Genomic DNA, 14,642 nt, shown 5'->3' on the forward strand with positions numbered 1-14,642 from the left:
TCGCTTTCTTGGAGAACGTCGTGCTTGTTCCGGCGTGCACGGCCAATGGTTCGACGCCGGAGGGACGGCCTGCAGGTTCAGCCCACCCGAGTGACTTCCGCCACTCGAGATTCGATGTCAAAGGGCACAATTTGCGCGGTGGCACCCGAAATTCGGCTCACCGAACGGGCGATCTTGTCCGCGGTGCGGTCGTGCAGCAGTCGGCCGACCAGTGGCGAGTAGGTTCGGCGTGGCAGCAGCACTGTCACCTTGCTGTCGGGATGATCGCGCAGCATCTGCGCGATCAACTCGTGGGCGGCCTTGCTCAGATGGCGGTCGGCGCAGTTGACCATGCGTAGTGGGGTGTCGTGCTCAAAGTGCCTCCAGCGCTCGGTCAGTCGCGCCGCATGATCGGCGTCGATCACAAAGTGCACAGCGGTCAGCTCGTCCGCGTGCAAGCCGTTTCCGTAGCGCAGCGCCTCGACCTCCGCAAGATCGACCGCGTCGACGAAGACGACGACTCGGTGTTTGCTGTAGCGGGCCAGATCTGGCGGTTCGGTCTGGGACAACTCCAAGACCGAGGCCTCGGCCCGGTACTGGCGGTTAAGTCGCATCAGTACCAGCACCAGCAGCGGGAAGACGACGACCACCAGCCACGCGCCCTCGGTGAACTTGGCCACCGCAAAGATGCCGACCACGATCGTGGACAGGATTCCGGCCGACAGGTTGACCGCCAGCTTGCGGCGCCACCCCCGGCCGCGATGAACCAGGTGGTGCTTTGTCATGCCGTATCCAGCCATGGAGAAACCGGTGAATACGCCGATGGCGTAGAACGGCACCAACGCGTCGAGCGAGCCTCCGGTGACTATCAGCAATGCCACCGCCAGCGCCGCCAGGGTGATGATGCCGTTGGAGAAGACCAGCCGATGGCCCCGCTTCATTAGCGGCCGCGGCAAGAACCGGTCCTCGGCGACGAAGCTGGCCAGCGCCGGAAAGCCGTTGAAACTCGTGTTTCCTCCGGTGTAGAGGATGGCCGCGGTCGACGCCTGGACCAGGAAGTACAGGATGTTACCGACAGTGCCGTGGCCGAAGACCGCGCGGGCGATCTCGGACAGCATCGACGGGTACCCGTCGACGTACGGGGTGGCGTGGGTGGCGTGCGCCAGCCAGGCGACGCCGGCCAGCAGAAACGCCAGGATGCAGGCCATCACGGTCAGCACCCGGCGCGCGTTGATGCCCTCCGGCTTGCGGAAGCTGGTCACCGTGTTGGAGATCGCCTCGACACCGGTCAACGACGACCCACCGTTGGCGAATGCGCGCAGCACGATCAGCACCGTCGCACCCATCACCAGTCCGTTGCCCTGGTGGACTGGTACCGCGCCGGCGATGTGCGCTGGGTCATACACGGGGAGGGTCCCCATGACCTGGTGAACGATGCCGACAACTATCGTGAGCGAGACCATAACGACGAAGGCGTAGGTCGGCAGGGCGAACGGCGCTCCGGCTTCCCGCAGGCCACGCAGATTCGCGAGGCACATCGTCAGTACCACGCCCACAGTGATCTCGAGGCTGTACGGGCCGAGTACCGGCACCGCGGAAACCACTGCCACGGTCCCGGCTGCACATTGCACCGCAACGGTCACCACATAGTCGATCAGCAGCGACGCCGCGGCAATCTGAGCGACCCGCGGTCCGAAGTTCTCCCGTGCCACCACATACGACCCGCCGGACCGCGTGTAGACCATCACCACCTGGCGGTAGGACGCGGCCACCAACACCAGGATCAGCAGGATGACGCCGGTAATCGGAAGCAGCAACGCGAACGCTGCCATGCCCGCCGCGGGCAGCAGCTCGATCATGATCTGTTCCGACCCATAGGCGGTTGACGAGATCGCGTCCGGCGACAGCACCCCTAACGCGACCGGATTAGACAACCGCTCGTGCTGCAGCTGGTTATTTATCAACGGCCTGCCGAGAAACCCTCGCTTGCACACGTCGGAAAACGACGACCATGTTCTTTGTTCATGATCCAAAGTTGTTGCCAAGGCGTGATATTCCTTTGCCCAATCGGTAATTGACGTCAAAAGCCTAGCGGCTCAGCACACCTCACCCCCCGCTCAGAGGGCTACCGACAGCATGTTGTCAGGATATTCCCAAGATAACTTGATATCGATGTAACAATGGACGCCCAGTATGGAGACCAAAGCGCGCCACGGGGGCCGCTAGAACCGCAAGACGCCGACGAAAATGGAGGTTGGGCGCCATCACAACCAGGCGCGGCGCATTGGCAGCCGCGACCTCGAAAGCTCGCTGGTTCCACGGCCTGGCTGTCGTTCGGCGTTCACCGGATAACGAACGACCGCCAATCCTTGTCGCAGATCAATTGCCGCAGCAGCCTTTTATTCGCGTCGAATTTGCCGTGGCAGCAGCGTTTATCGAAATGACTGTTAGCAGTCGAGACAATAGGGGAACGGATGCTGCAGCAAGATCAGTGTTCATGCCAGGCAAAAAGTATTGATCAGCAGAAATATTCGCGCCGATCACGCCGAACTCTGGCAGTGGCCAGTCCAGGCCAGCACCGCGAGGAGCCGAATTTGATGCAACAGCGGGTAATCGTCAGCGGTGACGACGCGCTCGCCACGACGATCATCGAGGAGTTGAAGCGCGCGGGCGCCAGCGTCGTGAAACTCATCGGTCCCGAACTAGCCGGCACCAGAGTCAAAGCGGAACTGGCGCGGGCCGGCGTAACCGAGGCGGCGGCCGTCATCTGCGCCAGGGACGACGACGCGACCAATCTCGAGATCGCGTTGCTGGCGCGGAAAGCCAACCCGGATATCCGGGTGGTGTCGCGCCTGTCGAACGAGGTTCTGCGCGAGGCGGTGGCCGAGGACGAGGGACCCAGCGCGATCTTCGGAGTCGCCGAGCTCGCCGCCCCGGCTGTCGTCGAGGCGTGCTTGGCGCGCACCACACACCCGTTCGAGGCGGCGGGGATCGAATTCGCGGTCTTCGGTGCCGAAGCGCCGCACGAGGGGACGCTGCGGGAGATCTTCGGAGACCTCGCCCCGGTGGCAATCATGCGCGGCCAGAATGCATCTGACCCCGGCCAGGTAGTGGTATGCCCCGGCCGCGATGAACATGTCTGCGAGGGCGACTGGACGGCGCTGATCGGAACACAGGACGAACTAACGACTTTCGGCGTCAAGGTTCCACGCCAAACGCGTACGCGTTCGCACCATTCCCGGTTCCGCCGGATGCTTGACGCGGCGCGCCTGTTGCCGGCCGAGGTCAACCCGGCCTTTTACCCGGTAATCATCGCCCTGGTCGTGCTGATTCTGGGCTCGACCATGTTGTTGCACTTCGCCTACACGCACCCCGGAATGTCCTGGGTCGACGCGTTCTACTTCACCATCGAGACCATCACGACGACCGGTTACGGCGACTTCAGCTTCGCCGAACAACCCACCTGGCTGCGCGTCTACGCGGCCGTGTTGATGCTGGGCGGCGTCACCACCACAGCCCTGCTGGTCGCCTTCGTCGCCGACGTGCTGTTGTCCCGCCGCTTCGTCTGGTCGTCCGGACGTCCCCGGGCACGCCACCTGCGCAACCATGTGATCGTGGTCGGGCTCAGCGCCCTGGGCATCAAGGTCGTTCGGGACCTGACCGAGTCCGGCCACGACGTCGCGGTGATCGAACGTGACCAGGGCAATCCGTTCGTAGCGGAGGCGAACGAGCTGGACGTGCCGGTCATCTATGGGGACGCGACGCTACGTCAGACGCTGGAATCGGCCCGCGTGGACACCGCACGTGCCGTAGCGGTGTTGACGCGCGACGACATGATCAACATCGAGGCCGGAATGGTGCTTCGCGAGATGCTGAGCGCCCAGGTGACCCCGGAGGTCAATCGCTGGAACGAGGTACCCCTCGTTTTACGTGTCTTCGATCACGACCTCGGCGCCGCAGTGGCGCAGCGGTTCGGCTTCGACAACGTCCGCTCCACCGTGGAGATCGCCGCCCCGTGGTTCGTCGGCGCCGCACTGGGCCTGGAGATACTCGGGACGTTCTCGGTGGGCAGCCGCTCCTTTCTGATCGGTAAGATGCATGTCCAGCCGGGCAGCGAACTCGACGGTTTGCAGATGTTCGAGATGTCGACGCAAACCCGCGTTTTCGCCATCACTCGAGACGACGCCCCGGTTCAACTGCACCCGCGCCGTGATGCCCGACTTTGTGCCGGAGACACCGTGTACCTGGCCGGGCCGTATCGAGAGCTGCTGGCCACGTTGCGCAAGGGACAGCAGTCCAAGCAGACCTCTGACGATCTGGACGCCGAACACGGGGTGAGTGCCAGCTCGAACAACTGACCCGGTGCTCCGCCCGGCCTATGTGAAGGCTGTCTGGCTTCACGGCAACCTCCTTGACGGTTCAGATGGCTGACCAATCGGCATAGCGGATGTCACCGTTTTCCCTGACCGACGAGATCGGGCCACACTGCCCCGACCGATTTGAATTGTGAACCGATACAATGTATTTCGCCGCAATACCGCCCGAAGTCAATTCCGGACGTATGTATACAGGCCCTGGCTCGGCCCCGATGCTGGCTGCCGCCGAAGCCTGGGAAAGTTTGGCGGCCGAGCTGCATTCGGCGGCGAGCTCCTATCAAGCGGTGGTGTCAGGGCTCGTCGCGGGACCGTGGCTGGGTCCGACGTCGATGACGATGGCGGGCGCCGCCTCGAACTACGTGGCATGGCTCGGTGGCGCCGCCGCGCAGGCCGAGGAGACGGCCGACCAGGCCACTGCCGCCGCAGCAGCCTTTGAGTCGGCGTTCGCCGCGACGGTGCCGCCGGAAGTAGTGGCCGCCAACCGCAGTCTGCTGGCGGCCCTGGTCGCCACCAATCTGTTGGGGCAGAACACGCCTGCCATTGCCGCCACCGAGGCGCAGTACCTCGAGATGTGGGCGCAAGACGCCGCCGCGATGTACGGCTACGCCGGTTCGTCGGCCGCGGCCACGCAATTAACGCCCTTCCTAGGGCCCCAACAGGCCACGAGTCCGTCGGCGGCGGCTGGCCAGTCCGTTGCCGTCAGCCAGGCTGCCAATACCGCGGCGGGCACCGCGCAGGGCGCGGTGTCCCAGGTCGCGCAGGTCTTCTCCGCGGTGCCCGACGCGCTGAGCGGCCTGGCGGCGTCGTCCCCGAGTGCTGCCGCCTCGCTGTCGCCGCTCGACCTGCTCGACATCGGTGCCGACCTGATCGCGTTCTTGATCGACGCGCCGGTGTCGCCCCTAGGCGTTATTTCGCTGCCGATCGACATCGTCGGCGCCCAGACCGGTTTGCACACCGACGACATCGTGTCCGGATGGGCGGATGAGAGCACAGCAATTCCGGGGCTAACGGGCGCGAAGTTCGTAGTACCGCCGCAAACGATTGCAGCGGGTATCGGGGAGGCCAACTCAGTAGGCGCATTGTCGGTGCCGCCCACCTGGACTGCTGCCACACCCGCGGTGCGTCCGGTCGCGCTGGCCTTACCTGCCAATTTCGGCATCGACCAGCAGGCGCTGACGGCCAGTTTGTCCAATAGCGTCGACACCGCAGCCGGTGACATGGCGCTGGCGACTGCGGCCGGACGCGCCGTCGGCGACACGGTAGGCGGGCGGGGTCGTCAAGTTGCCCAAGCGGCTACCAGAGGCCAGAAACCCGCCGCCGAGAACGCCAAGACCGAGACCGACGAGAAGGCCGAACACGAGGAGCCGCGTACCGTGGTGACCGGAATCGCCGCCGAGATACGTGAATTCGCCCGGCTTCGCGACGAGGGCCTGATCACCGACCAGCAGTTCGTTGAGCAGCGGAACCGGCTACTGGACCTTTAGCGCCACACCGCCTAGTCGGGCCGCGACGGCGCCGACAGGAGTCTTTCGGCTGCAGCGTACGGGTCTTCGCGGCCATCGACCACCGACTGGGCGAGCAGATCGAGGTCCGGCCGGGTGCGCAGCCGGGTCTGTGCCAGCGACAGGATCTGCGCTCTCGCACGGGCCAGCCGCCGGGCACGATTGTCGGCGCGGTGATGCACCTCGATCGCGTCGACCAGCTCCGTTAGCCCCTCCCCACGTGCGGCGACCAGGCTGACGATCGGGGCCTGGGTTTCGGCGCGCAGGTCCCGCACGGTTTGTTCGGCGCCCTCCCGGTCCGCCTTGTTCACCACCACGATGTCGGCGACCTCCAGCAGGCCTGCCTTGGCGGCCTGCACCGCGTCGCCGGCCCCGGGGTTGAGAATGACGATGGTCGGATCGGCGAGCGCCGCGATTTCGATCTCGGACTGCCCCACACCGACCGTCTCGGCGAGCACCACGTCGTAGCCGATGGCCCCTACCAGCCGGATGGCCGCCGGCACCGCCGCAGCAAGGCCCCCGAGGTGACCTCGACTGGCCACGGATCGGATTAACACGTCAGAATCGTTGATATGGGCTGTCATTCGGATACGGTCGCCGAGCAGCGCGCCGCCGCTGAACGGTGACGAGGGATCGACGGCCAGCACCGCGACCCGACACCCACGTTCCCGGTAGGCGCCCACCAGGCCACCGATCGTCGTCGACTTCCCCGCTCCGGGCGGACCAGTGATGCCGATGACCCGTACGTTGACCACGGGGAGACCGAGTGTGGAGAGCACCTCGTCGCGGCGCTCACTCTCCACCAGGCTGAGCAAGCGACCCGCGGCACGCGGAGATCCGTTGCGCGCCTTGATGATCAGATCGTTGACGTCCGTGGGATGCGGGCGCATGGCGTCGGGCACGGACAGTTCTCCACTTCGGCGGCGCGCGGGGTGAAGAGCCGACCGCGCATTCGTGAGAACTATATTCTCACAGCTCGAGAGTATGAGTTGCAAGGCGGGCTCCGGGCGCAGCGGCCCGGCCCGTTGCGTGCGATTCTGGTGGTTGCCATCACGACTTGCCAACAAGAAAGGGCGTCTTTGGTGATGACCCCACAGCCCACGATCGCCGTTCCGGGCGGACTGGTATGGGCCAAGCGGGTCGGTCCCGCGCAGCCGAGCGGATCGCGCCCGCTGTTGGTGGTGCACGGGGGTCCCGGGTTGCCGCACTATTACCTGAGTGCGCTGGAACGCCTGGCCGACGAACGCGAGGTGGTCTTCTGGGACCAACTGGGTTGCGGAAACTCCGAGCGTCCGACCGACCCGGGGTTGTGGACCATGCGGCGTTCGGTGGCCGAAATGGACTCAGTCATAACGGCTCTGGGCCTGTCCGACTTCCACATCTTCGGCAACTCTTGGGGGGCGATGCTCGCCCAGCAGTACCTGCTGGACTTCCCCAGCGGTATCCGCAGCTTGACCATCTCCAACAGCGCCGCGTCCATTCCGGTGTTCGCCGCCAACGCAATTCGACTCAAGGCTGGGTTGGACCGGGCAACTCGGGACGCCATCGACCGACACGAAACCGCCGGAGCCACCGATTCCGCCGAGTACCGAGCGGCGATCGCCACCTGGAACGAAACCCACCTGTGCCGCCGCAAGCCCTGGCCCGACGACCTCTACCGCGCCTTCCAGAATATGGGCGCAGAGATATTCGATACGATGTTCGGCCCCAGCGTCTTTCGCATAGTCGGAACGATGCGGGACTGGGACGTGGTCGATCGGCTCGGCGAGATCACCGCGCCGACGCTGCTGCTCGCCGCCCGGTTCGACGAGTTCTCGCCGGAGCACATGCGAGAGATGCACCGGCGCATCCACGGCTCACGCTTCGAGTTCTTTGAGAACAGCGCACACCTCCCCTTTATCGAAGAACCCGAACTGTTCGACACAGTGGTGCGCGATTTCCTAGGTCAGCACGACTGATCCGGGAGGAACGACGATCAGGCGCAGGTTCGCCGAAATCACTTCCATGCAAACCGTGTTGGCTCAGGCTGGCCGTGATGCTACTGATCAGCTGATCGGCCCGATACGCACCGATTCCGGCCGTCCTGTTGGTAAACACTAACGCCCGCACTCACACCTCGGTGGCGGCTGTGCGGTAAAGTCATCCCGGATTACATGGAACTTGAGTTCCGTTATGGACGCGCCCCCACGTCGACCGATCTACAACTGTGCGAACAACTCGGTTCGCATAGGGGCCGCCGGGCGTCATGTTGAAGGAGGAGATGGCGGTGTTTCGACTTCTCAAGAAGGTGTGGATTCCGCTGCTGCTCGTCGTAGTCATCGCTCTGGGCTCCTATGTCGTGATTCGCGTACGCAACACTTTCGGTGCCAATACTGCCGTCGCGCGGGGCGACGTAAACGCCGAGACCAAGCCGTTCAATCCCAAGCGCATCACCTACGAAATCACCTCGCCCGCAGGGGGCAGCATCAGCGCCAACTACCTCGATGAAAATGGGCAACCCCACCTGATCGAACATGCCCCGCTGCCGTGGTCGTACACCATCGTGACAACCCTGCCGTCGATGTCGGCCAACATCGTTGCCCAAGGCGACCGGGGCATGCGTGACATCCGATGTCGGGTCATCGTCGACGGCCAAGTCCGCGACGACCGCACCATCAACGAATTCGAGCCCTTCATCTACTGCTTGGTGAAATCTGTATGAGTAACGAGCCCGACTCTCGCTCCCGCATCGCCCACCTGATCCGTACCCTGGCGGTGCCGATCATCCTGTTCTGGCTCCTGGTCGCCCTCGGGACCACGCTGTTTACCCCCGACCTCGGTGAAGTGGCGGGGAGGCACTCGGTGCCCATGACTCCGCGGGACGCAACGGCGTTCAAGGACATGATGAAGATCGGCCACAAATTCGAAGAGTTCGACACGGACTCCTCGGCGATGATCGTTCTCGAGGGTGAGGACAAGCTTGGCGACAGCGCACACGTCTTCTACAACAAGCTCGTCGCGAAGCTCAAGGCCAGCAAGCACGTTCAGTTCCTCCAGGATTTCTGGAGTGACCCGCTGACCGCCGCCGGCTCCCAAAGCCCAGACGGTAAAGCCGCCTATGTACAGGTCTTCCTCGACGGTGCGCAGGGCACCACTCCCGCCCACAAGTCGGTCGCCGCAATCCGCAAGATCGTCGCCGACGTACCGCCGCCACCCGGCATCAAAGCCTACGTAGCCGGCAACACCGTGCTCAACACCGATACGCTCAAAGCCGCGCACAACAGCATGGAACTCATGACCCTGGTCACCATCGGCGTCATCTTCGTGATGCTGCTCTTCATCTACCGGTCGCTAAAGAACGCCATCCTTGCGTTGATCCTGGTTCGCTTCGAGCTCTACGCCGCGGAAGGCATCGTGGCGACCGCCGGCAATCTTGACATCATTGGGCTCACGCCGTACGCCGTCAGCATGGTCACGATGCTGACCATCGCCACGGGAACCGACTATTTCATCTTCCTGTTGGGTCGCTACCACGAAGCCCGATCGCGCGGCGAAGACCCCGAACAGGCGTACTACAGCGCCTACAACGGCGTCGTGCACGTCATCCTGGGGTCGGGACTGACGATCGTGGGCGCCTGCCTGTGCCTGACCGCGACCAAGCTTCCGTACTTCCAGACGATGGGAATTCCGTGCGCCATCGCCCTGGTGGTGACGATGCTGGCGGGCCTGACTCTGGCTCCAGCGGTGCTGGTGGTCGCGTCCCGGTTCGGCTTCTTCGATCCGAAACGTCAAGTGTCGGAACGGGGTTGGCGCAAGGTCGGCACCCTGGTGACGCGGTGGCCGAAACCCATCATTGTGGTCGCGACCTTTATCGCGGTGATCGGGTTCGTCAGCCTGACGACCTACGTGCCAACTTACAATGACAGGAAGTTCACTCCGCCCGAGATCGCGGCCAACGTTGCGCAGACGGCGGCCGAGCGACACTTCACCCCGGCGCGCGTGAATCCGGAATTGCTGATGGTCGAAGCCGACCACGACATCCGCAACCCGGCGGACATGCTGATCATCGACAGGATCGCCAAGGCCGTCTTCCATGAACGCGGCATTGGGCGGGTGCAGACCATCACCCGACCCCTAGGGGCGCCGATCGAGCACAGTTCGATCCCGTTCGTGATCGCCATGAACAGTTCGAGCACCCTGCAGACGGCGAAATTCATGAACGACAGCATGGCGGCCATGCTCGAGCAGGCCGACGAGATGGGCCGGACGATCGCAGTCATGCAGCACATGTACGGCGTCATGAAGCAGATGACCGAGACCACCCACGAGATGACCGGCGATATGCACGTGTTGCAAGCCGACATCGAGGGGGTGCGCCAGCACGTCGCCGATTTCGAAGACACCTGGCGCCCAATTCGCTCCTATTTCTACTGGGAGAAGCACTGCTACGACATCCCGGTGTGCTGGTCGTTGCGGTCGATATTCGACATGCTCGACGACATCGACACCATGGCCGACGACATCGGAAGAACAACCAAGGACATCGACAAGCTCGACACCTTGATGCCGCAACTGCTCGCTGATTTTCCCAAGACCATCGAGTCAATGCAGAGAATGCGCGATTACATGCTGTCCACCCACAGCTCCATGGCAGGCATTCAGCATCACATGCAAGAGAGCGCCGAAGGCTCGACGATGATGGGCAACTACTTCGACCAGGCCAAGAATGACGACTCGTTCTACCTGCCGCCGGAGGTCTTTCAGAACCCCGACTTCAAACGCGGCCTGAAGATGTTCGTCTCGCCCGACGGCAATGCCGTCCGATTCATCATCACCCACCAGGGCGACCCTGCCTCGGTGGAAGGCATTCAGCACGTCCAGGGCATCAAGCAGGCCGTCGCCGACGCGGTCAAGGGAACGCCGCTGGAATCGGCGAAGGTATCGCTGGCCGGCACCGCATCGATGTACAGTGACATGCAGCACGGGGTCGGCATCGACTTGACGATCGCCGGAATCGCGACGCTGATCCTGATCTTCTCGATCATGCTGCTGATCACCCGTAGCTTGGTGGCGTCCCTGGTGATCGTCGGTACCGTGCTGGCTTCACTTGGCACGGCATGCGGTCTTTCCGTGCTGCTCTGGCAGGACATCCTTGGGCTGGGCCTGCAATGGATCGTGCTGCCGCTGACGGTAGTCATCCTGCTGGCCGTCGGGTCCGACTACAACCTGCTGCTGGTTTCGCGTCTGAAGGAAGAGATTCCGGCCGGCCTCAACACCGGCATCATCCGGGGCATGGGCGCTTCTGGCCGGGTGGTCACCGCCGCCGGCCTCATCTTCGCGGCGACCATGGCGTCGATGATCGTCAGCGACCTGGTGGTGATCGGCCAGTTCGGCACGTCGATCGGCATCGGCCTACTCGTCGACACGTTCATCGTGCGAGCATTCATGACGCCGGCGATCGCCGCCGCCCTAGGCCGCTGGTTCTGGTGGCCGCTGGACACCTTCCGCATGAAGAACAGTGCAGCGGCGCCCACGAACGACCCCGCAGCTGTCCCGCAACCGATGAGGGTGTAAACATCGAAGACCCGCACCGGGATCTGGCACGCTTTGGTGAGAATCGATGAAGCGCTTCGGGCCGCGGGTGGGAGCAGGTACAGGGCAGATGAGCGAGATGGAATCGAAGCTACGCCAACGGACGGACGGCCGGCTGGACCGCTCCCGTGATCCCGCGATCCTCAACGCCGCTCTTGCAGCGTTGACCGAGAACGGCTACGACGCCACCAACATGGACGACATCGCGGCCCGCGCTGGCGTCGGCAAGGCCGCAATCTACCGGCGATGGTCATCAAAAGCGGCGTTGATAACCGACGTCCTGGTCTATTGGCGGCCCGATCTGCGGACCGACGACACCCCCGACACAGGCAGCTTGGCTGGCGACTTCGACGCCCTCATCGAACGCGCAGTGCGCACTGACAACCAGTTGATCACCACCGACCTGGTACTCCGTGTCGCTTTAGAAGCCACCCGCGATCCTCAGCTCGCCACGGCCGTCGACGATCTCCTACTGCTCAGGGGGGGCCGAATAATCTCCAATATCCTGACCCGAGCCGCGGCCCGGGGCGAGATCGCCGCCGACCGTGACTGGTCTCTGGTCGCCGACGTGCTAACCGCAATGGGCCTGCTGAGGGTGCTGAGCGGACAAACCGTTGACGCCAAATTCCTACGACAAGTCGTTGACACCGTCGTCTACCCAGCGCTTGCCACCTAGACATCGCCTCCGTGCTCGATCCCCGCACAAACACGAAGACCTCTGAGCCAGCTTGGCGACTTAAGAGCGCGGAAAATCAAGGCGATACAAGCATTCTCGCCCGGGCCAATGCAGCCGGCACCGTTCGGCCGCGGCCAGCCCACGTCTCGACCGCCAGGATCAAACTCAAGTCGCAGGTATGCGGCGTAGACCACTTGCTGTCTTCCACCGTGTCGGCCATGTCGGTGTCGATCCACCCGGCGTGTACGCGGCCGACAAGCGTTTCCGCGCAGCGTAGTTCGATGCGACATCGCGTTGATCGGACCCGGCGTGGGATTGAAATTGCCTACTGCTGCGTGGAATTGGCCGGTGCCGGCTTTGTCGCCGACGTGTGCGCGGACGAGGGTGCAGTCCGTGGTGAGGGATTTCTTCGAGGACCAGATCCTGCCCGCACCGATGGCGCTGATTCGAAACTGCGGATGCGGGTATAGGCCGGGCGTGATTGGCTGCAGACGATACTGCTGCGACGAATCGGAATCGGGGCCACATTGACCAAGCGTGAGGTCGGATCCAGCCTGCATGTCAGCGTGACCGAACCGACGACACTCGAGTTCCAGATCACCGTGGCCGCCCTGCCCGGCTTGCAGGTGAACGAGTCACTGACGGTGACGGTGGATGGCAGCCCGGTGACGGTCCGCGAGATCGCCGGCGAGCATGGCACCCGAATCCACACCGGGGAGTTCGGCGTCGGGGATGTCCGAATCAACTATGAGGCCACCGTCACCGGCCGGGCCGAGCCACCCCCGGTGCGCGACATCGACGCCTCGACGTATCTGCGGCCGAGCCGTTATGCAGAAGCCGACAAGTTCTTCGGGTTCGCGGCCACCGAGTTCGGCCAATACACCGACTCGGTGACGGTGCTGGAGAAGGTGTCGTCGTGGGTCGGCACGCGGTTGAAATATGTTCCAGGTTCCAGTGATCCGATCGACGGCGCGACTGATACCCTGCTCGCCGGTGCCGGGGTGTGCCGAGACTACGCGCACCTGGTGATCGCGTTACTGCGGGCGGTCAACATCCCCGCCAGACTGGTGTCGGTGTACGCACCGGGCTGCGACCCGATGGACTTCCACGCCGTGGCTGAGGCGCTGATCGACGGAGACTGGCGCGTCGTGGATGCAACCTGCCTGGCGCCTCGGCAGGCGATGCTGCGCATCGCCACCGGCCGCGACGCAGCCGACACTGCCTTCCTGGACAACCACCGCGGTGCCATCGACCTCCGCGACATGATGGTCACGGCGGTGACCAGCGACGATCTGCCCCGCGATTCCGTTGAGGACCTGGTGACACTGGGCTGATCCTCAGGGGCTGGAGTGATTGATCCCATAGTTAGGTTGTTCCGCAACTTCCGCGCGGGTAAGCGCTTGCAACGTGATTGCCAAGGAATCGTAAGGCGATTCAAGGGAAGGGAGCGCAACAGTGAGTAACCGCGACAGTGGACCGGTGGCGGCCGTCAAGGGCATCGTCGAGGACGTGCTCGGCAAGTCCAAAGAGATCGCCGGCATCGTGATCAACAACGACAACCTTCGCAACGAAGGCCGGGCGCAGCAGGACAAGGCGCAGGCGCAGCGCGACGTGGCCAAGAAAGAGGCTCAGGCCGAGTCGGCGAGGGCTGCTGCTAGCGCGGCCGAGGCGCGCCAGAAGACCAAGTCCGCCAAGTAAGAGTTAGTCGCCCGAAGTGGGGTCGCCGCCAATGCGCCGGCCCCACTTCGGTGTTCAACGGCGTGCGAAGGCTAATTTTTGCTCGCGTTGAGTTTGGTGACGATCGACCTGAAGTCTTCGGTGACGAACGACTGGTGCTCGGCGGACAAGGCGTAGTCGATGCTGGCGAGCACCGCACGCTCCAGGTGGATGTTGAGCACCCGCTTGGTGCTTTCCACCGCCTGCTGAGGCAATTCCAGGATGCGCTGTGCGCAGGCCACCGCTTCCGCGACCGGATCGTCGACCACGTGGTTGGCTAGGCCGAGTTCGACTGCCCGCTCGGCGCGAATCCTGGTGCCAGTCAACGCATATTCCTTAGCCAGCAACAGGCTGATGTGCAGTGGCCAAGTCAGCGGACCACCGTCGGCGGCCACCAATCCCACCTGGACGTGCGGGTCGGCTAGGAAGGCGTGGGGCGCGATGTAGACGATGTCGCTGAGCGCCACGAGGCTGCAGCCCAGGCCCACTGCCGGGCCATTGACCGCCGCCACCACCGGAATTCGGCAGCGTGCCATTCCCAGCACGATCTCCCTGCCGTCCCGAATGGTCTTGGCGCGCAGGTCGGCGTCCTCGGCAAGTTCGGCCAAGTACGCGAAATCCCCGCCGGCAGAGAACGCCTTGCCGGCGCCGGTCAGCACCGCGGCGCGAGCCGACGCATCGTCGGTGAGCCGCTGCCACAGCCGGGCCAGACCGACGTGCAGGCTGTCGTTGACCGCGTTGAGGTCGTCAGGCCGGTTGAGCGTGATGATCCGCAGCGACCCGTCCGCCCGGACGTCGATTTCACTTGGCATGTCGTACATT

The 14,642-nt window shown here is 63.9% G+C and carries 10 protein-coding genes and 1 pseudogene; 8 read left to right on the forward strand and 3 right to left on the reverse strand.

Translation table 11 applies throughout. The features are described 5' to 3' along the window. Nucleotides 1-95: 95 nt before the first annotated feature. Nucleotides 96-2,012: pseudogene (locus H0P51_RS24555) on the reverse strand (APC family permease); the annotation flags it as partial. 564 nt (nt 2,013-2,576) lie between these two features. Here H0P51_RS24555 and H0P51_RS24560 point away from each other — a divergent pair. Both H0P51_RS24560 and H0P51_RS24565 read left to right on the forward strand, forming a co-directional pair. Beyond that, nucleotides 2,577-4,337: an NAD-binding protein gene (locus H0P51_RS24560; protein WP_180915415.1), complete on the forward strand. Its 1,761-nt coding sequence runs from the start codon at nt 2,577-2,579 to the stop codon at nt 4,335-4,337. 161 nt (nt 4,338-4,498) lie between these two features. After that, complete coding sequence (locus tag H0P51_RS24565) at nt 4,499-5,839, forward strand: PPE family protein, SVP subgroup (RefSeq protein ID WP_180915416.1); 1,341 nt, start codon at nt 4,499-4,501, stop codon at nt 5,837-5,839. Between the two features lie 11 nt (nt 5,840-5,850). Here the strand turns inward: H0P51_RS24565 and meaB are convergent, their stop codons facing one another. Further along, the gene (gene meaB, locus H0P51_RS24570; protein ID WP_180919209.1) at nt 5,851-6,747 is read right to left on the reverse strand and encodes a methylmalonyl Co-A mutase-associated GTPase MeaB; all 897 of its coding nucleotides are present in this window, start codon (nt 6,745-6,747) and stop codon (nt 5,851-5,853) included. A gap of 195 nt (nt 6,748-6,942) precedes the next feature. On the opposite strand from meaB, the gene H0P51_RS24575 reads away from it, so the two are divergent. The 6 genes from H0P51_RS24575 to mbp1 all read left to right on the forward strand — a co-directional run bounded on the left by H0P51_RS24575 (nt 6,943) and on the right by mbp1 (nt 13,802). Next, nucleotides 6,943-7,815 (forward strand): proline iminopeptidase-family hydrolase, encoded by an 873-nt coding sequence (locus H0P51_RS24575; RefSeq protein WP_180915417.1) that lies wholly within the window; start codon nt 6,943-6,945, stop codon nt 7,813-7,815. A gap of 308 nt (nt 7,816-8,123) precedes the next feature. Next, on the forward strand, nt 8,124-8,558 hold the full coding sequence (locus tag H0P51_RS24580) for an MmpS family transport accessory protein (protein ID WP_180919210.1): 435 nt from the start codon (nt 8,124-8,126) through the stop codon (nt 8,556-8,558). Beyond that, nucleotides 8,555-11,410: an MMPL/RND family transporter gene (locus H0P51_RS24585; protein WP_180915418.1), complete on the forward strand. Its 2,856-nt coding sequence runs from the start codon at nt 8,555-8,557 to the stop codon at nt 11,408-11,410. Before H0P51_RS24580 ends, H0P51_RS24585 begins: the two co-directional genes overlap by 4 nt. Nucleotides 11,411-11,498: 88 nt before the next feature. Further along, nucleotides 11,499-12,104 carry a TetR/AcrR family transcriptional regulator gene (locus H0P51_RS24590; RefSeq protein WP_180915419.1) on the forward strand — a complete coding sequence of 202 codons (606 nt, stop codon included), beginning with the start codon at nt 11,499-11,501 and terminating at the stop codon, nt 12,102-12,104. 527 nt (nt 12,105-12,631) lie between these two features. Continuing rightward, nucleotides 12,632-13,438 carry a transglutaminase-like domain-containing protein gene (locus H0P51_RS24595; protein WP_180915420.1) on the forward strand — a complete coding sequence of 269 codons (807 nt, stop codon included), beginning with the start codon at nt 12,632-12,634 and terminating at the stop codon, nt 13,436-13,438. A gap of 121 nt (nt 13,439-13,559) precedes the next feature. Next, on the forward strand, nt 13,560-13,802 hold the full coding sequence (gene mbp1, locus H0P51_RS24600; protein WP_180915421.1) for a microaggregate-binding protein 1: 243 nt from the start codon (nt 13,560-13,562) through the stop codon (nt 13,800-13,802). Nucleotides 13,803-13,873: 71 nt separating this feature from the next. Here the strand turns inward: mbp1 and H0P51_RS24605 are convergent, their stop codons facing one another. Further along, complete coding sequence (locus H0P51_RS24605) at nt 13,874-14,641, reverse strand: enoyl-CoA hydratase/isomerase family protein (RefSeq protein ID WP_180915422.1); 768 nt, start codon at nt 14,639-14,641, stop codon at nt 13,874-13,876. Nucleotide 14,642: the final 1 nt, after the last annotated feature.

It is taken from the genome of Mycobacterium vicinigordonae (assembly GCF_013466425.1).
GTDB lineage: Bacteria > Actinomycetota > Actinomycetes > Mycobacteriales > Mycobacteriaceae > Mycobacterium > Mycobacterium vicinigordonae.